The organism is uncultured Dokdonia sp., assembly GCF_947492815.1.
Classification (GTDB): Bacteria; Bacteroidota; Bacteroidia; order Flavobacteriales; family Flavobacteriaceae; genus Dokdonia.
In genome coordinates this window covers 57,509-77,336 of sequence record NZ_CANLOB010000017.1, presented here as the reverse complement: position 1 = coordinate 77,336, position 19,828 = coordinate 57,509, and the positions used below count along the sequence as shown (strand labels likewise).

The 19,828-nt window shown below is 34.1% G+C and carries 16 protein-coding genes; 13 read left to right on the top strand and 3 right to left on the bottom strand.

Annotated features, from left to right (window positions below; all coding sequences use genetic code 11):
* The first annotated feature begins 113 nt into the window (after positions 1-113).
* The 8 genes from Q1A01_RS15270 (at position 114) to Q1A01_RS15235 (ending at position 9,599) form a co-directional block, all read left to right on the top strand.
* Positions 114-1,553, top strand: a complete 1,440-nt coding sequence (locus tag Q1A01_RS15270; RefSeq protein ID WP_299682726.1) for a curlin — start codon at positions 114-116, stop codon at positions 1,551-1,553.
* 97 nt (positions 1,554-1,650) lie between these two features.
* Positions 1,651-3,111, top strand: a complete 1,461-nt coding sequence (locus Q1A01_RS15265) for a curlin (protein WP_299682723.1) — start codon at positions 1,651-1,653, stop codon at positions 3,109-3,111.
* A 107-nt stretch (positions 3,112-3,218) separates the two neighbouring features.
* Positions 3,219-4,673 carry a hypothetical protein gene (locus tag Q1A01_RS15260; RefSeq protein ID WP_299682720.1) on the top strand — a complete coding sequence of 485 codons (1,455 nt, stop codon included), beginning with the start codon at positions 3,219-3,221 and terminating at the stop codon, positions 4,671-4,673.
* Between the two features lie 172 nt (positions 4,674-4,845).
* A complete protein-coding gene (locus Q1A01_RS15255; protein ID WP_299682702.1) occupies positions 4,846-5,391 on the top strand; it encodes a hypothetical protein in 546 nt (181 codons plus the stop codon).
* Between the two features lie 30 nt (positions 5,392-5,421).
* On the top strand, positions 5,422-6,216 hold the full coding sequence (locus Q1A01_RS15250) for a CsgE family curli-type amyloid fiber assembly protein (protein ID WP_299682700.1): 795 nt from the start codon (positions 5,422-5,424) through the stop codon (positions 6,214-6,216).
* Positions 6,217-6,223: 7 nt separating this feature from the next.
* On the top strand, positions 6,224-6,631 hold the full coding sequence (locus Q1A01_RS15245; RefSeq protein ID WP_299682698.1) for a curli assembly protein CsgF: 408 nt from the start codon (positions 6,224-6,226) through the stop codon (positions 6,629-6,631).
* 24 nt (positions 6,632-6,655) lie between these two features.
* Positions 6,656-8,083 carry a CsgG/HfaB family protein gene (locus Q1A01_RS15240; protein WP_299682696.1) on the top strand — a complete coding sequence of 476 codons (1,428 nt, stop codon included), beginning with the start codon at positions 6,656-6,658 and terminating at the stop codon, positions 8,081-8,083.
* Positions 8,073-9,599: a carboxypeptidase-like regulatory domain-containing protein gene (locus Q1A01_RS15235; RefSeq protein ID WP_299682694.1), complete on the top strand. Its 1,527-nt coding sequence runs from the start codon at positions 8,073-8,075 to the stop codon at positions 9,597-9,599. Before Q1A01_RS15240 ends, Q1A01_RS15235 begins: the two co-directional genes overlap by 11 nt.
* Positions 9,600-9,952: 353 nt before the next feature.
* Here Q1A01_RS15235 and Q1A01_RS15230 read toward each other — a convergent pair whose 3' ends face one another.
* Entirely contained in the window at positions 9,953-13,300 is a 3,348-nt protein-coding gene (locus Q1A01_RS15230) for an ankyrin repeat domain-containing protein (protein ID WP_299682692.1), read from the bottom strand.
* A 346-nt stretch (positions 13,301-13,646) separates the two neighbouring features.
* Between Q1A01_RS15230 and Q1A01_RS15225 the strand changes: the two genes are divergently transcribed.
* Positions 13,647-14,828, top strand: coding sequence for an AIR synthase related protein (locus Q1A01_RS15225; protein ID WP_299682690.1), 1,182 nt, complete (start codon positions 13,647-13,649; stop codon positions 14,826-14,828).
* Between the two features lie 170 nt (positions 14,829-14,998).
* Here the strand turns inward: Q1A01_RS15225 and Q1A01_RS15220 are convergent, their stop codons facing one another.
* Positions 14,999-15,184: a hypothetical protein gene (locus Q1A01_RS15220; protein WP_299682688.1), complete on the bottom strand. Its 186-nt coding sequence runs from the start codon at positions 15,182-15,184 to the stop codon at positions 14,999-15,001.
* A gap of 243 nt (positions 15,185-15,427) precedes the next feature.
* On the opposite strand from Q1A01_RS15220, the gene Q1A01_RS15215 reads away from it, so the two are divergent.
* Positions 15,428-16,552 carry an aspartyl protease family protein gene (locus Q1A01_RS15215; protein WP_299682686.1) on the top strand — a complete coding sequence of 375 codons (1,125 nt, stop codon included), beginning with the start codon at positions 15,428-15,430 and terminating at the stop codon, positions 16,550-16,552.
* Here the strand turns inward: Q1A01_RS15215 and Q1A01_RS15210 are convergent.
* Complete coding sequence (locus tag Q1A01_RS15210) at positions 16,542-17,042, bottom strand: peptide-methionine (S)-S-oxide reductase (protein WP_299682683.1); 501 nt, start codon at positions 17,040-17,042, stop codon at positions 16,542-16,544. The two genes, Q1A01_RS15215 and Q1A01_RS15210, sit on opposite strands and share 11 nt — an antisense overlap.
* 90 nt (positions 17,043-17,132) lie before the next feature.
* Here Q1A01_RS15210 and prfA point away from each other — a divergent pair, with 90 nt between their 5' ends.
* From prfA to Q1A01_RS15195, 3 genes are read left to right on the top strand one after another with little or no spacing between them, the layout of a single operon-like run.
* On the top strand, positions 17,133-18,212 hold the full coding sequence (prfA, locus tag Q1A01_RS15205) for a peptide chain release factor 1 (RefSeq protein WP_299682680.1): 1,080 nt from the start codon (positions 17,133-17,135) through the stop codon (positions 18,210-18,212).
* The gene (gene pyrF / locus Q1A01_RS15200; RefSeq protein ID WP_299682678.1) at positions 18,212-19,033 is read left to right on the top strand and encodes an orotidine-5'-phosphate decarboxylase; all 822 of its coding nucleotides are present in this window, start codon (positions 18,212-18,214) and stop codon (positions 19,031-19,033) included. Before prfA ends, pyrF begins: the two co-directional genes overlap by 1 nt.
* A gap of 9 nt (positions 19,034-19,042) precedes the next feature.
* Positions 19,043-19,828, top strand: a complete 786-nt coding sequence (locus Q1A01_RS15195) for a helical backbone metal receptor (RefSeq protein ID WP_299682675.1) — start codon at positions 19,043-19,045, stop codon at positions 19,826-19,828.

The following is a 19,828-nucleotide window of genomic DNA, read 5'->3' as shown; positions in this document are numbered from 1 at the left end:
GAGTTAATAAGTCGGACAGATTTGCAAACCATATTCTTAATACAAATATGCCTTTGCATGTAAGTTCGTAATAGTATTTGTTTAACAATTTTATTTAACTAATCCTTTTTATTATGAAAAAAGTAATTTTAGGAGTTGCAGCATTATGTGTTAGTGTTGTAGCTATGGGGCAACAAGAATCTGGAGCTAGAGCTGCTGTTCAAGTTCCACAGATTTCTGGTTCAGCTGCAGGAGCAAACACAGGGGAATCAATTCAAAATGGTACAAGTAATGCTGTACAAGTGCGTCAAGCAGGAACATCACAATCTGCATTGACAAATCAAGATGGAACAACAAACTTGGCAAGAATTTTCCAGACAGGAGAAGTTCAAGCACAAAGTGGTGTGTTAAACTTCGCTGAAGTAGATCAAGATGGATTCAATAATGAATCTACTATTGAACAACAAGGAGATGGCAATAATGCCATGATAGAGCAAAACAATGATAATGATACAGATGCAAACCGTGCATTAATTATGCAAGGTGTTGGACAACAGGCTGAAGATAACGAAGCAATGATAGATCAAAATGGGGAAGGGAACTCAGCTTCTACATTACAAATTTTTGATAATAGTGATGCTTGGACGATTCAGAATGGAATTAACAACACTTCAGAAATTATCCAAAATGCAGGACCTAACCAAAGTCAAGGGCAATTTGCTCTTGTTACTCAATCTGGAGAGGATAATGAATCTTTAGTAAATCAAAATAATGCATCTGGAAGTGATGCGCGTAATAGTGCATACACAGCACAATCAGGTAGTAACAACAGGGCAGAGCAAAATCAAAGCGCTGAGGGGTCTACAGGAAATATTGCTGTTATAAGTCAAGGTGTAAGTAACCAAATATTTCAGGCTCCAGCATCACAGCAAGCTTATTTAAATACAGCAGCTTTAGATCCTTCTATAGTAGGAGGTACTAATAATATTTTAGGTTCTGATAATGGTGTAGCTTTCCAACAACAAAATGGTGATGGAAATCAAGGATTTATAGGGCAATATGCAGATACAAATGATTCTAATAATGGAGCTCAAATACAAGATGGTAACAATAATGGTGCTGCCTTGCTTCAGAATGCTTTTGGAAGTCCAAACGGTAATGGAAATACAGCTAGACAAGAACAGTATGGATCAGATAACTCTTTAGGATTAATGCAGAATGGTAATAATCACCGTGCTCTTCAAGTACAATCTGGTGATGGGAACTCTGCTCTTTCTACACAAAGAGGAAGAAACAATGACCTGAATATATTCCAAGAAGGAAATGGTAGTTATGCACAAAGTATCCAACATGGAAGAAATAATGTGGCGTTAATTACTCAACGTGATGGTCAGAGTTATACAGTTCGTCAGAACGAAGGTGCTTTTGGTGCTGGAACAGGAGGTAATCAAGCAGATATCCTTCAAGAAGGACCATTAGGAACAGGAGTTCAAAACTCTTTCATACAAGTTAATCCTCAGTCAGTAAACGCTCCACAAGCAGTGAGTGCATTTACATTGGCGCCAATTAACTAGTAATATTAAAATCTCATCATAGGATATATTCTTATGATGAGATTTTATGTAGTAAATATCACCCCCGCTTATTATTTAATAAATAACAAATTAAATTATGAAAAAAGTAATATTTAGTGTTGTCGCATTAGCGGTTGCTAGTGTTGCAATGGCACAGAGCCCAGCAACTAATGATACTGGTGCTCGTGAAGCTGTTCAGGTAGCTCAAATTTCTGGTTCAGCTATAGGGGCAAATACAGGGGAAAGTATCCAAAATGGATCTTCTAATGCTGTGCAAGTACGTCAGGCAGGTACATCTCAATCTACATTAACAGATCAGAATGGTACGGCTAACTTAGCTAGAGTAATGCAGACTGGAAATGTAAATGGTAATCAGTCTTTAAGTGGACAATTAAATTTTGCAGAAGTAGAACAAACTGGTTTTAATAACCAGTCAACGATCTTCCAAGAAGGTGATTACAACAATGCAATGATTGATCAGAATAATGATAATGATACAGCGGCAAACAGAGCTATGATTATGCAGGGTACTGCTAATCAGGCAGAGATGAATGCTGCTACTATAGAACAAGATGGAGAAGATAACTCTGCTTATACATTACAGACTTGGGATAATAGTGATGCTTCTACCGTTCAAAGTGGATCAGGAAATATTTCTGAAATAAGTCAAAATGCAGGTCCTGAAGATAGCCAAGGACAATTTGCAGTTGTGACTCAAATAGGAGTAGATAATGAATCTCGTGTAGATCAAGATAATGCTGCTGGTAGTGATGCGCGCAATGTTGCGTATACTGCACAAACAGGGAACAATAATAATGCAGAACAAATTCAAAGTGCTAATGGGTCTACAGGAAACATAGCAGTTGTTGCTCAAGGTCAAGGAAATCAGTTATTTCAAGTACCGGCATCAGAGCAAGTTTGGTTTAATACGCTAGCTTTTGATCCAAGTGTAACAGATGGAGGTAATAATATAGGAGACTCTGATAATGGGGTAGCTTTTCAACAACAAAATGGTGATGGAAATCAAGGGTTTATAGGGCAATATGCTTCAACCGTTGATTCTAATAATGGAGCTCAACTACAAGATGGTAATAATAATGCAGCTTACTTAAGTCAAAATGCTTTTGGAAGTTCAAATGGAAGTGGTAATATAGGAAGACAAGAACAAATCGGAGATGGAAATGCTACTGGCGTATTACAAACCGGGAATGATCATCTTGCTCTTCAAGTACAAACTGGTAACGGTAATAGCAATATTTCTACGCAAAGAGGAATGAGCAATAACCTTAACATCTTTCAAGAAGGTGATGGTAGTTACGGCCAGACTATACAACACGGAGAAAATAACGTAGCGTTGCTTACACAACGTGATGGACAAAGCTATACTATTCGTCAAAACGAAGGAGTGTTTACACCTGGTGTAGGAGGAAATCAAGCAGATATTCTTCAAGAAGGGCCATTAGGAACAGGAACTCAAGCAGGATTTATTCAAGTAACTCCTCAAGGAGTAACTGCACCACATTCAGTTTCATCTTTCTCTTTAGCTCCAATTAATTAATAATTTCAAAAACCTCATCATAAGATGTATTCTCTTATTGATGAGATTTATACAATAAAAATCATCCCCTACTCACGCATTTAATAACTAACAAATTATAACAAATTATGAAAAAAGTAATATTTAGTGTTGTTGCATTAGCAGTTGCTAGTGTTGCAATGGCACAGAGCCCAGCAACTAATGATACTGGTGCTCGTGAAGCGGTTCAAGTTGCTCAAATTCCAGGTTCTGCTATGGGAGCAAATACAGGAGAAAGTATTCAAAATGGAGCAAATAATGCTGTACAAGTACGTCAAGCTGGAACATCTCAATCTGCATTAACAGATCAAAATGGTACGGCTAACTTAGCAAGAGTAATGCAGACTGGAAATGTAAATGGTAATCAGGCTTTAAGCGGACAATTAAACTTTGCAGAAGTTGAGCAAACAGGTTTTAATAACCAGTCAACAATCTTCCAAGAAGGTGACTACAACAATGCAATGATTGATCAGAACAATGATAATGATACAGCAGCAAACAGAGCTATGATTATGCAAGGAAATGCTAATCAAGCTGAGGAGAATGCAGCTACTATTGAGCAAGATGGAGAAGATAACTCTGCTTATACATTACAAACTTGGGATAATAGTGATGCTTCTACAGTTCAAAGTGGATCAGGAAATATTTCTGAAATAAATCAAAATGCAGGTCCTGAAGATAGTCAAGGACAGTTCGCAATTGTAAGTCAAACAGGAGTAGATAATGAATCTCGTGTAGATCAAGATAATGCTGCTGGTAGTGATGCTCGTAATGTAGCATTAACATCACAGTTAGGATCTAACAATCAAGCAGAGCAAATCCAAAGTGCTAATGGTTCTGTAGGTAACAGAGGGCAAATTAATCAAGGTGCTAATGGAGGTGTAACTGTTTCTTCAGATGCATTTGCAAGATTTAATGAAGTTTCAGGTTTTGATACATCTGTAGTTAATAGTATTCCAACAGAAGATTCAGAATCTGGTGTTGCTTTTCAAAACCAATCTGGTGATGATAATGATGCTTTTATTGGACAAGCTAGTTCTGTAGCGGGATCAAATAATGCTGCTCAAATCCAAGAAGGTAATGGTAACTCTGCTTTTATTACACAAAGTTTCCTTGCAGTTGGAGGAACAGATAATATTGGAAGACAAATGCAAACAGGAGATAATAACAACGCAGGACTAAATCAAGATGGGGCTGATCACAGATCATTACAGTCTCAATCAGGAGCTGGTAATACTGCTGTTGCTTCTCAAGCTGGTATGGGTAATAACTCTAACATGTTCCAGACAGGAGCAGGAAGTTATGGTCAAACATTACAGCATGGAGAGAATAACGTAGCACTTCTTACACAACGTGATGGACAAAGTTATACAGTCCTTCAGAATCAAGGAGTGTTTACACCTGGCGTAGGAGGAAATCAAGCTGATATCCTTCAAGAAGGGCCACTAGGAACGGGAACTCAAACTGGATTTATTCAAGTAACACCACAAGGTGTAACTGCTCCACATTCAGTTTCATCATTTTCTTTAGCTCCTATAAACTAAAAAGTAGTATGTTAAAAGTAGCAGGTGTAATGTAACTCACCTGTTACTTTTATTTTATAAAATTTAAATTCGTTTATAATTTTAACGAGTTTAATTTTTGTGTTTTATAATAAATTGAAATTCTAGTGTTAAATATATAGTCCAGAACCAATTTTTATTCTAAATTAGAGATATGAAAAATTTTGTCTGCTTATTGATTGCCTTTTGCTTTACTACGTTCTGTAGTATACCGCTCTTTGCCCAAACATTTGATGAAGATCCAGAAGAAGAGGAAGTTAACGGGAATGAGATTGTGTTAGATAATCAGTCTATTAGCTCTGATATATTTTTAAATTTAGGTTTTGATACTGCTCCTAATGTGAGAAATCAACAAATCACAGGAAATAGTGTTTTTTTAACACAAATAGGAGATTTAAATATAGTTTCTGTTAATTCTAATACGAATTCAAGTGAAATTCAAGTAACCCAGAGAGGGAATTCTAATTTTACAGCATTAGATTATCGTGCAAATACGATCGTTACTAACGTGACACAAGACGGAAATTTTAATTTAATAAGAGATTTTGTAAATAATCCAACAGAAGATGCTTCTTTAGACTTGCTACAGCAAGGTGATAATCTTACCTTTGAGCGTTTTGGAACAAATTCTATAACAAGATCATTAAGATTTGTGCAGACGGAGGCTTCTCCAACAATAATTATAAGAAGTTTCCAGTAGGCATACTGATTCTTATAATATACATAAGCTATGAGATTGATTCATAAAATAGCTACAAATGAGATCAAGAAAACATTTCTACTTATTGTTTTCATCATAGCGAATATATCCATAACGTATGGTCAATTCTTTAATAAAGAAATTCAAGCTAAAATATTAGTAGAACGTAATAGTGAGTTCTATACTTTTCATGCTGCTGTCCGTAATAAAACTTCTACAGATATTAATTTGAAGTATGATTATTCAGTTTTCAGGACTGGTAAAGATGGAAATGTTGTAAAAAATAATCAAACTGATTTATTCTTTTTAAAAGGAGATGAAAAAAAGGTGTTATCAACATTAACTGTAAATTATAATGTTGATGATAAAATTATACTATTACTATTAATTTATGACAAAGACAATAAGCCTGTTGGTAAAGATCGTATTGTACTTGAACAAGGTGGTAAAACAGTTATAGATTTAAATAAGAATACCCCAAAAACAACATCACAAGATGAAGCTGTTGCTCAAGATGGTTATAGAATTGAGGGCTTGGTATTGCAAAAAACATTGACTAAATCTGGACGTGATTTTTTTAGAATGTTTTATAGTGAATATTATAATAGACAAATACAGTCTCCTAAAAATATATTAATAAAAGAAGTTCCTGGAAGAAGAAGGAATACGTTAATTACTGTGCAAGTTGATGGAAAACTAGTTTGGCAATTTTTTGCACAACCTAGAAAAGAATTTCTTAGCAATATGGTTAGAATATCTCTTCAAAGAGTGTTATCTTTCCTCAATAGATTAGAAAAGCAGAATGAACAATTTATAAGATATTAGTTTTATCATGAAAACAACGATCATTACCTTATTTATTACTTTTGTTGTCACCTCAATGAGTGCACAACAATTTGTTTATAGACCCATAAACCCTTTTTTTGGAGGAGACACCTTTAATTATCAACAATTATTAGGTTCTGCCCAAGCTCAAAATGGTTTTACAGCCCCTCAAAACGCTACAGATCAACAATCAGATTTAGAACGATTTGGAGATAATTTGAATAATCAGATTCTTAGTCAAATTTCTCGTACATTAACACAACAACAATTAGACTCAATAGGGCAATTAACAGAACCAGGAACTTTTACATTTGGAACTTTAGCTGTAGAAGTGTTTGAAAGTGGTGAAGGTCTTATTATTAATATTTTAGATACTACAAACGGAGAGGAAACGCAAGTCATCGTTCCTAATTAGTAAGAGAGCAATTAGTATTATAATATGCATTATTTTAAAAAGATTATACTAGTATCACTACTAGTTATATTTAATTCCTGCGGGGCTTATTTTAACCAACCTTTATTTCAAGAACCTTCTCGTGTAGGTGAGTTTTCTAAGTCGACAGATAAACTTTTAGAGCTTCCTGATGCTGCTCAAAAATTAGAGGTAGCTGTATATAATTTTAGTGATCAAACGGGACAGTTTAAACCTGTAGAAAACGGGAGTACTTTTAGTACAGCAGTTACTCAGGGAGGAACCACGATTCTAATTAAAGCATTAGAGGATTCTGGTTGGTTTAAGCCTATTGAAAGAGAAAACCTTAGTAATCTTACTACAGAACGTAATATTATTAGAAATACAAAACAAGAATATATTAAAAATCTAGATCCTAATACACCTCCATTACCTCCTTTATTATATGCAGGACTTATTTTGGAAGGTGGTATTATATCATATGACACTAATATTGTTACTGGTGGAGTAGGGGCTAGATATTTTGGTTTAGGTGCTTCTTCTCAATATAGACAGGATCGGATTACAGTTTATTTGAGAGCGGTGTCTACTACTAGTGGAGAAATTCTTAAAACAATCTATGTTTCTAAGACTATATTATCTCAATCGTTAAATGGTAACTTTTTTAGATTTGTAAAGTTTCAGCGTTTATTAGAAGCAGAAACTGGAATTACTCAAAGTGAGCCTGTACAGATTGCAGTTAAAGATGCGATAGAAAAAGCAGTACATGATTTAATCGTAGAAGGCGTTAAAGATCAATTATGGAGTACTAAAGACGGTAAAGAAGTAAATGACCAATTAGTAGAAAACTATTTAAAAGATAAAGAATTTGAAGAGTCTAAAGCATTATATAATAGACTTTTTGTAGATAGGGAATATAAAAATACGATTAGTTTTTCAGGAGGAGGAAATCTTATAGATGGTGATTTTGCAACGAGGCGCCTTGGTTTTTATGGAGCAGCTACTTATCAACATAATTTAAATACCTTTTTTGATGTAGCGATAGATGGTGCTGTGTTTGATTTGAATAATGGAGAGCAATATCAAAATATATTTGGTAGTGTAGGAATCAATGGTGTTTTTAATGTGTTACCTAAAGATGATTTATCTCCTTTTATTTATGCGGGTCCTGGACTAGTAGTAGATCTTAGAGAAACCGTTAACGAACAAACATTATTTGGTAGGGCATTTTTTAAATTGCAATACGGTGCTGGAATTCAATACAAGCTTAACCCTAGAGTTGGTCTAAAGGTATTTGCAGAACATAATGTTGTTTTTAGTGATGAATTAGATTTCAGAGTGAATGGTAAAAGAGATGATTTTTATTTTAATTTTGGAATAGGTGTTAATTATAATTTCAATTGGAAAAACAAATCCAAAAAAGAAACTATAGAAGATATTGAGAATGAAGATTAATAAATTAATATATACGCTAACATTAGTATTGGTTGTCTTTGCTTCAAGTTGTAGTGAAGATACCATAGAAGATGAATTAACTGGAGGCTTAACCGGAACTGTTATTTCTAGTGAAGATGATATGCCTTTAAGTAATGTAAAGATAACAACAAATCCTTCTTCAAGTACTGTATTTACCGATGACAATGGTTTTTTCTCATTATTGAATATAGCCATAGATGATTATTCAGTAATGGCTGAACTTGAAGGTTTTGATACAGCTTTTGAAGGTGCTGCAGTTATTTCTGAAGAAATTGCTACAGTGGCTTTTGAATTAGATAGAGCATCTATTACAAACGATCCTCCATCTGCACCAGTATTATTAACCCCTTTAGATGGGGCAAATGATATTGAAAGTGAAGTAGAGTTTGTTTGGAATAGTTCTGAATCTAATGCAACAACACTTACATATGATTTAGAATTACGCAATGCGTTTACAAATGAAATAGAGAACTATTCAATAGAACAGGATACTACATTTACGGTATCTGATCTTAATCTAGGGGCTACTTATTTTTGGCAAGTAACCGTGGATGATGGTGAAAACCCACCTGTTTCTTCAACGATAAGTGAATTTTCGACATTGGCATTCCCATCAAATCCATTTTTGTTTGTAAAAAAAGAAGGTGATAATAGTGTCATATTTTCTGGAGGTGAAGTAGAAGATGATGGAAATACTCAGGTAGACGTGAATTTATTTCAGCTTACAGATGATGGAACGAATAGTTTCAGACCTAGAAAGAATAATCAAGCACAGCGAATCGCATTCCTTAGAACAGTAGGAGGAGATACGCATATATTTACCATGGATTTAACAGGTGAAAATGTAGAACAAGTAACTTCTACGATACCTGTTGCTGGTTTTAGGCAAGATGAACTTGATTTTACATGGTCTCCCAATGGAGATCGACTGATTTATTCATTCTTTGATACATTATATAGTATCAATCCAGATGGAACAGGTTTAAGTGAGGTGTATCAAACAACTGATGGTTCATTTATATCAGAAGTAGATGTTCAAGAGTTTGATACCAATTTGTTGTTACTTAAAACAAATAATATTAATGGTTATAATGTTCGAATTTTTGCAGTAAATGCAACTACAGGAGTAGAAGAATTTGTTGTATTAGAAGGAGAACAAGGTGCAGCTGGTGGAGCACAAATAAGTGCTAATGGAGACAAAGTTTTATATTCAAGAGATACCTCCAATTCTGAAAACCCTCAGTATAGAATTTTTTCTAGTAGATTATTTATTTATGATGTAGAATCTGCAACAAGTCAAATGCTAGCTACAGATGTAATTACTGGAGAGAATGATTTAGATCCTAGGTTTTCACCTTCTGAAGGCGATGTTATATTTACTAGAGTAGATAGTAACGTAGGAGCTATTCCTGCTATATTCTTATTTGAAATTGAAGGAAATACCATCAATGATGATGAGTTATTTACCAATGCTAATATGCCTGATTGGGAATAAATTTTTCAAAACGACATAGCATTTATTAAGTTGTAGACAAAAACTCCAAGTTTAAAATAACTAAACTTGGAGTTTTTTTTTGTATTAATATAGTATTAGAAATTTAGAATTGTCTATTGTTTGTATAACTATGAATGAAGTCTATAGTTTTCTATATCATAAGTATAGATACATGTTTTTTAAAAATGGCTGGTCTTGCTAATAAAATAAATTGTCAAGCACATTCTATTTAATTCGTGGAAAACGATTTCTTCAAAATTAAGAGTAACACCTTCCTTAATTTTAATCTGTTTTAGCAATATTTATATATAGAATGCTCAAACAGATTTGGAAAGTTTGTAAAATAATTAACGTTAACTTTTTAGACCTTTCTTTATAAGTGATTTAATCTCTCTTTCTGAAGCATAATCTAAGGCTGTTTTTCCTTTAAGAGTCTTCATCGTTAAATCTGCTTCATTGCTTATCAATATTTTGATAAGTTCGATAAAAGCTGTACCCCTTCGAGTAGCTATATGCATAGCTGTTTCTCCATTGCCATTAGTAGCATTTATATCAGCTCCTTTTTCTAATAGGAAAGTAATGAGTTGCGTATCTTTAGCAGCCATTTCTTGTACATAAATTAGTAGCGGAGTTTCATTAGTATCGTAGATGTGATTTACATCAACGCCATTATTAATAAGTGTCTTTATGCCAGAGATATAATTGACAGAGATTGCATCTTTCAATAGTTCAGGAGATACTTTTGCCCCTTTAGCTAATAGATATTCTAGGATATCATCTTGTTTATAATAAATAGCATCAAATAACCCTTTCTGTATATCGAAATCTTTTTTCTCCGAAAGGTATTTAACCACATTTAAATTCCCTTTTCTACTAGCAATAGAAAGTGCATTATCACTTATAGAAGATGTTTTTTCCATAAGCATAAGGATGATTTCTTCATTGGTAGTTTCCATGGCATCCTTAAGTGCATCATCTGCGGTGGCACCTTTTTCTAATAAGTAACCTGTAATATCAACATTTGCAGTCTCTGCTGCGGCTTGTATAGCATCATTTGCATTTGCATTTCCTTCTTCAATAAGGATTTTAGATAATTCAAGATTTTCTCCTTTTACGGCACTCGTTATTAATTCTGGACTTAAGGTTTCAGCTCCTTCAGATATTAAATATTGTACTATAGGAATATTTTCTACGCGCACGGCAGTTTCTATTCCTTCTGTTGGGTTTGCACTATTATCTACTAAAAGCGTTACCATGTCTAAATTTTCATTTTCTACGGCAATAGGAACAACCTCACTAGTATTAAGAGACTCGTTGTTCTCAGCTAAAACTAATTGTGCAAACGCTAATTTATCTCTTTTTACAGATTCTTCTAAAGCATCTTCATAAGACCCTCCATAGGTAAGTAATGCATCTTCAAATAATTGTAAATCTTCACTTTCTATAGCATAGGCAAAAACGGGTTCTGGTTTTGCTTTATTTTTTAAAGCAACTTCTATGGCTGGTTTATTTTCTTTTACAATAGCATATTCTAGTGCTTCAGAAGGTTCGCCTCCATTTTTTAATCCCATATCAAGAATAGTCACATTCTCATTATCTATTGCTATTTCTACAGCAACGTTGGTATTGATAGTAGCTTCCTTATCGATGAAGTATTCAAATAGTTTTTCGTCATTGATAGAGGCTGCTACTTCAAGAGACTCTTGATTTGCTTCGGTAACAGGAATAACGGTGTTTTTAAGTTCAAGATTTTCTGTTTTTATCGCTTTTTCTAATAGACTCGCATCGGCTGTTGCTCCCATAGCAATAAACTTTTTTGCTAGATCATTGTCATCATTTTCAACAGCAAGGAGTAATTGGTCCATATCGGCTTCAAATACATCATAGTCTTCACTCATAAGTGCTTTTACAGTAGGGTAGTAGCGTAGTTGCAATGCAAATGAAAGGTCGTTGTTACGAGGCTGTGCACCTTCTCTAAAAAGCGCATATACAACAGGGGCACTTTTATAAGCTACTGCTTTGTATATCATATTATTTTTAGGAATAGCACCTCTTTCTAATAATGTAAGTGCATAATCTTCATTAAAATGTTCTCGTTCAAATATGATATCTAAATCTCGTGTAGTGGCACGAACCCCTTTATCTAATATATAATTAAGAATAGCAATCGGTTGCTTGTTTACAATTACGGCTTCTATAAGACCCTGTGCACTAACGTTGGCATTTCTTATAAAGAGTTCTTCTAGTCGTTCTATGTTTCCTGTAGCAGCGGCGGCGACAAGTTCAGAATCTATAACATAATTATATTGTGTATTTGTGTTTTTGAGAAGATCTGTCTCTCTAACAAGCTTCATTGTGTAAACCACTTCATAGATATGATCATCTATAGAAGTCAATGTAATTGTTTTCTGAACGTTGTTTAATAAAGCATCTTTATAGTATGTTTTAGCTTCCTCAGACCCTGCAACACGTAATCGTTTTCTATCAGGACTTTTAAAAAGTTTTTTGGTATCATCCCAAACACTCATATATCCGTACTCAATATCTTCTGGTTTAATCGTTACAATAACATTCTTGTCTAGGGTGACTACTTCATCAGTAATAAGTGTTTCTAGACGAAGACCTCCTCTCTCAATAAGTGGTTTTGTATGTAATAATGCTTCATCTTTTGAAAAACCACCAAAAAAGATATCACCTGTATAATCGTTTCCACTCGTTTTAACAGGCCCCATACTCTTTTTTACAAAACTTATAATCTCTTGCTTAAATCGCAATGAGTATTTTTTAAAAAATGTACTGGATTGTTTTCTACTCACTTCATTACGTGCAGATGCCATAGCAACAGTAGTAATACTGTCTAAGAGTTTTATTTTTGTGGATTTATCTTTTACTTCAGGTAATGGTACTGATCGTAATACCTCTACAATAGGTGTTAATCGCACTTCTATAGGCACTTGGGTGTTTTTAGAAACTGTTTTCTCCCAATCAGTAAACCATAATTGATTTTTATCACCACCTATGGTATATGGTCTTCCTTTTTTAGCATTAATAAACGGATCTGTATCCTTAGTGTTTAATTGTTGTTGTTCTATATCTATAATCACTTTTTCTTTAAAAGCTTCTTTATCATATGGAGAATAGATATAATCATTTTTTGCAATAGAATTTTGAAGTAGAAAAACACCGCCATAGGCAACCTCTTGTGCTATATGTGTGCCATATCTGGCAATAAACCCATTGGGAGTAATATCGCGACCAAGCCTATTAAAGTCTTCTATAAAAGCACTATCTAAAGTGTTGTTTTTTATTGGAAGTAACGCTGTTGCTGTGCCTACTTTCTTTTTGGTATATACCATAAGTACATCTGTTTTTTCAGAAGTATCATATAGTTTGTAATGTGCTTTACTATTATACGCTACATAGGGGTAGTTGATAGTGTCTGCCTCTAAAACCTCTTTTTCAAACTCATAAGAATTAGTTACAAAAACATGCGTTTCTGGAAAGGTTTGTGTATTGGAGGTACGTATAGGATCGCTTTGTAAGAGTGTTTTCCCTTTTGAAGAACTACTCCAGTCTAATGGATCTATATATCGTATATCAAATCCATGTCCAAGAACATCTTGTGTTTGACCGTATGTATTCCCTACAAAAAGTGCTAAAAGTAGTGTAGTTACTACTTTGATTAAGTTGGTTGATTTCAATTTTATAACTATTTTTTGTATATATAAAGGGGGAATAATACACTATTCTAAAATACGTAAAAAGAAGGTCTTAAAATAGATTTTTAGATGTAATTACGCATTCTATATTTGTAACACATCTGCTTACTAAAAACGAGTAGGAATTTTCAGTCATTATACGTGATTTTATATCAATTGAACAAGCATATTTAATACATTTTATACTGAATATCGTATTAAAAAGAATCGAATTATAGGTGAAATTTTCATCTGTACATTGTATTAGATGGTTTTATACGCTTTCGCGAAAGCGTATACTTCAAAATTCTACTTATTATACCTATTTTTGCTACTTCGAAAACAACCTATGAGCCAAGATATTTCAAAACGTTATGCGCTAAGAGGCGTATCTGCAGGAAAAGAAGATGTACATAATGCTATTAAAAATGTAGATAAAGGATTATTTCCAAAGGCATTTTGTAAAATAGTTCCCGATCACTTGACAGGAGATAATGATTACTGCTTAATCATGCATGCCGATGGTGCAGGAACAAAATCGGCATTGGCCTATATGTACTGGAAAGAAACGGGTGATATATCTGTTTGGAAGGGAATTGCGCAAGATGCATTGATTATGAATGTAGATGATTTACTATGCGTAGGAGCGACAGATAATATCATTTTATCATCCACTATAGGACGTAATAAAAATGTGATTCCAGGCGAAGTAATTTCGGCAATTATAAATGGAACTGAGGAGTTGCTAGAAGACTTAAAAAAGTTTGGCGTAACGATACATTCTACGGGAGGAGAAACAGCAGATGTAGGAGATTTGGTGCGTACCATTATTGTAGATTCTACTGTGACAGCACGTATGAAACGTAGTGATGTGATTGATAATGCAAATATCAAACCTGGTGATGTGATTGTAGGGCTTGCTTCTTTTGGTCAGGCTACTTATGAAACAGACTATAATGGTGGCATGGGAAGTAATGGATTAACATCTGCCAGACATGATGTATTTCATACATATCTAGCCGAGAAGTTTCCAGAGAGTTTTGATGCTGCTGTTCCTAATGATTTAGTGTATAGTGGTTCAAAAAAACTAACAGATACAGTCGCTAATAGCCCAATAGATGCAGGAAAATTAGTGTTATCTCCTACACGTACATATGCGCCTATTATTAAAGAAATACTGTCAAAATATGATGCTACAGACATTCACGGGATGGTACATTGCAGTGGTGGCGCACAAACAAAAATTTTACACTTTGTAGAAGATCTTCATATTATAAAAGACAATTTATTTGATGTCCCTCCATTATTTGATTTAATTCAAAAAGAAAGTGGTACCGATTGGAAAGAGATGTATCAAGTATTTAATATGGGACATCGTATGGAGATATATTGTAATGAAACTATCGCAAAAGAGCTGATAGCTATTTCTGAGTCTTTTGATGTACCGGCACAGATTGTTGGTAGGGTAGAAGCGAGTGACACTGGAAAGAAATTGACTATTACGAGTGATAAGGGGGAATTTAAATACTAATTTATTTCCTATGCATAGGAAATCATATAATGTCCACAAATAAAGAATCCTTTAAAACTAATTTTAAAGGATTCTTTATTTAATATTGGTTTGTCTAATTAGAGATGTTCACACAATGTAATTTTAGATAGTTATTAGCCATGTGAATACTACCTATTTTGAATTACAGATTAAAAAAGACATGTGCCTACTGGGAAGGGTATTTCGGTGAAAAATTGACAAATACCACATGCACAGTCATTATCATCGCCACATATGCCTTGTTCACAACCACCCCAAAATCCTCCAGATATTGCTTTTTGTTCAACGTTACTTAATGGCTTGACTCCTTTGATTCCTTTAATTTTTGTAAACATAGTTGTAGTGTTTGATAGTTAATAATACCTTGAAGATAAGAATATTCTTACAATTTAATTTATTGAATAACGTACTTTAACATATATACACATAAATGTAATACGCATATTATTAATGTAATAGGTTTTCACGGCATTGAAATTATAGAAATTGTATTTTTTGTTTCCTCTATTTTGTAAATAACTCATTGTAACAATCATACTATATTTGGGTCTATTCAGTATAAATTACCCAAAATACTTATGAAAAAAGCCATCATTCTTTTATTTTTGTGCAGTTTCGCTATAACGCTTCAAGCGCAAAAACCAGTCGTATTTCAAGATACCATTCCGTTTAGAAATGATCTAGGAATTATTACGATTCCTATAACGTTTAATGGTGTAGAAAAACAGTTTGCTTTTGATACAGGAGCTCAAAGTACTGTTGGTTTTTCCTGGGTGGCAGATGATTTGAAACGCACCTCAAAAACAATTAATGTAAATTCTTCCAATGGCTCTAGAACAAAGATGCGTTATTACAAAAGTGGCACCATTCAATTAGGGAGTAGAGAAATTACCAAGCACCGTATTTTAAAAGCAGGGGATAGTGATATCTTTTCGTGTTATGATATAGACGGTATATTAGGTGTAGATATTACGAAGCATTTTAATTGGACCATAGATTTTGAGAAGAAGATACTCATTATGTCTCCTCCAGATTCTTATCCTGATGAAGTAGATAAAATGCATGCATTAGATTTTGATTTTAGTAATAATCGACCTTCTGTTTTTATGGAAATGAATGGAAAGAAAATCAAGTTCTTATTGGATACAGGTGCTAGGGATTCAGATGTAAATAAAACTAAATATACTTTATTGCATATCGATCAATATCCTAAAGCTGCATTTTATAGTGGGTTTTATGATGTAAATGGCACACTTACTAAAACATATAATACAACTGTACAATTGCCTGAAATGCATTCTGGTAATGTAACATTATTTCCAACGGTAGATTATGGAAATCAAACAACTAAAATTGGAAACAGCTTATGGAAAGGCAAACGGTTATTTCTAAGCTTAAGTACTGATAAATTGTACGTTTCTGACGCAATTATTAAAAATGATACTTGGAATTATGACTGTGTTGCTGTCGTAAAAGATAAAAAAATGGTGGCACTACAAATAAGAGAAGGAAGTGAAGCTTGGAATCTTGGAATACGTCAAGGAGATGAAATTACAAGTCTTAATGGAAATACATTTACAGATTTCTGTGCACTTAACAAGTATCAAAAGCAATTAAGTAAAGAGGAAAAAGATTTTGAATTTGTTTTCGCAACTGGAAAGCGTATCACCATTCAGAAAAAACAAGTGTTTGTTATTCCTTAATCCAATCTGTGTATTCTTTTTGTAATTTCTCTAACTTTGGATGTATATACCGTGTACAGAAAGGAGCATCTGGGTTTCTTTTAAAATAATCTAAAAATGATTCGTCATTCAGTTTGAATCTACTAAGAGGAAGTGCTTTTGTAATAATGGGTTCTGAAAATTGAGGTTGTAGTGTGAATACCGCTTTCGCGAAAGCGGACTCCTGCACCTTATCATAATAATACATAGCAGATCTATATTTGGTTCTAAAACTATGATTGCTTGTAGATTTATGGGTGTGTACGTGTACTTCGATAAGCTGTTCTAATGTAATGACTTGTGGGTCATATTGTACAATCACTCCTTCAGAAAGAGAGTCATTAGGTGCCGTTGAAGCAATAAAGCCTTGTTCAACACTTTGAACGCCTTTGATGGTCTGAAATACGGCTTCAGTACACCAATGACAACCTCCTCCAAACCCTATTCTTTCTAATGATTTAATATGAAGCAATTTTTGTTTAAAACTATACTATGAAAAGCAATGATACGCAAAGAAAATATCAATTGAAAATTGTAAATTCGCGACAAGTAGAAGGCAATTATGTTAGAAAAATTACAGATAGTAAAACAACGTTTTGATGAAGTGAGTGATTTAATCATTCAGCCAGATATTATATCTGATCAAAAACGATATGTACAACTCAATAAAGAATATAAGGATCTAAGGGCTCTTATGGATGAGCGTGCAAAATATATAGAGTATACCGACAATCTTTCTGAAGCAGAAGAGATTCTAGCAGATGGGAGTGATGCAGAAATGGTCGAAATGGCTAAAATGCAAATGGATGAAGCAAAATCTGCGATTCCAGAACTTGAGGAGAAAATCAGGATGATGCTGATTCCTAAAGACCCTGAAGATGCAAAGAATGTTGTGGTAGAAATACGTGCAGGAACGGGAGGAGATGAAGCGAGTATTTTTGCTGGAGATTTGTATAGAATGTATACCAAGTATGTAGATGGAAAACAAGGATGGAGCCATAGTACTGTAGATTTTTCTGAAGGAACTTCAGGTGGATTTAAAGAAATCCAATTTGAAATCACAGGTGAAGATGTATATGGGACCTTAAAGTTTGAAGCAGGTGTACATCGAGTACAACGTGTACCACAAACAGAAACACAAGGACGTGTACATACGAGTGCAGCAACCGTAATGGTATTACCAGAAGCCGAAGAGTTTGATGTGCAAATCGAAATGAAAGATGTACGTATTGATTTTTTCTGTTCGTCAGGACCTGGTGGACAATCGGTAAACACCACCTATTCAGCGGTACGATTAACACACATTCCTACAGGATTGGTAGCACAATGTCAAGATCAAAAATCACAGCATAAGAATAAAGAAAAAGCCTTTAAAGTATTACGTTCACGTTTGTATGATCTTGAGCTTGCTAAGAAACAAGAAGAAGATGCTGCAAAGCGTAACTCCCAAGTAAGTAGTGGAGACCGTAGTGCAAAGATTAGAACCTACAATTACCCACAAGGGCGTGTAACCGATCACCGTATTGGATTGACATTGTATGATCTTCAAAATATTGTAAATGGAGATATCCAGAAGATATTAGATGAGTTACAATTGGTAGAAAATACAGAGAAGTTAAAAGCAAACGAAGGCGAATTATAATGACCACTCAAGAACTTGTTAGTCAAATACATAAAAAGAAATCTTTTCTAATTGTAGGATTAGATACCGATTTGGATAAAATCCCAAAGCATTTATTAGAAGAAGAAGATCCTATTTTTGCTTTTAATAAAGCAATTATTGATGCAACTCATGATCTATGTGTAGGGTATAAACCTAATATAGCTTTTTATGAAGCTTATGGGATTGAAGGCTGGAAGTCATTAGAGAAAACTATTAATTATCTGAATGACAACTATCCAGAGCAGTTTACCATTGCAGATGCAAAACGTGGTGATATTGGAAATACTTCAACCCGTTACGCTAAAGCTTTTTTTGAATCGCTTCAGTTTGATTCGGTGACCATTGCTCCCTATATGGGGCGTGATTCTGTAGAGCCGTTTCTTGCGTTTGAAGATAAACATACGATTGTATTGGCATTGACCTCTAACCAAGGCGCATTTGATTTTCAAACACAGAAAATTGGAGACCAAGAAGTCTACAAAAAAGTACTACAAACCTCAAAAACGTATGAAAATAGCGATCGTTTGATGTATGTAGTAGGTGCTACAAAAGCAGAATACCTAACGGATATACGTGCTATAATTCCTGAAGCATTTTTATTAGTTCCTGGGGTAGGTGCACAAGGTGGTAGCCTTGAAGAAGTGTGTAAGTATGGAATGACAAAAGATATTGGTCTTTTAGTAAATTCTTCTAGAGGGATTATTTATAAATCTCAAGAAGAAGATTTTGCAGAAGCTGCACGTGCATCAGCAAAAAGTATGCAACAAGCTATGCAAACGATTCTTCAAGAAGCTAATTAATCCTTTTATATGGAGTATACAGATCAACTTGGAAGATTACTTCAGTTTTCTAAAGTACCAGTACGTATTGTGTCTTTAGTGCCTAGTCAAACAGAATTACTTGTTGATTTAGGACTGAAAGACCATATTGTTGGTCTTACCAAATTTTGTGTGCATCCAGTGGGCCTTGTCAAGGAAAAAACGGTTGTAGGAGGTACCAAGCAACTTCATATTGATAAAGTGAACGCTTTACAACCTGATATCATTCTCTGTAATAAAGAAGAAAATACAGAACAGATTGTACGTGATATGGAAGCTATTGCTCCGGTGCATGTTTCAGATATTAAAAACTTAGAGGATGCGCTTTCACTTATAACGATGTATGGTGCTATTTTTAAAGTAGTAGATACAGCGTCAGCCTTAGTTCTAAATATTCAGCATAAGTATCAAAATTTTTTAAAAGAGCTTCCTCAAAATAAATCCATTAAAAATGTAGGCTATTTTATTTGGAGAGAGCCGTGGATGGTTGCTGGGAATGATACCTTTATTGATTACTTATTAGAAGTCTGTAACTTTAATAATGCCTTTAAGGCAATAGAAGGAAGGTATCCAGAAATTCAACTAGAACAGCTACAGGAATTAGATTATGTCTTTTTATCTTCAGAGCCATTTCCTTTCGCTGAAAAGCATATAAAAGAATTAGTACCACACACCAGTGCAAAAATAGTGCTGGTAGATGGAGAATATTTTTCTTGGTATGGAAGTAGACTACTAGGAGCGTTTGATTATTTTAAAAGCTTACGTAAACAATTATAA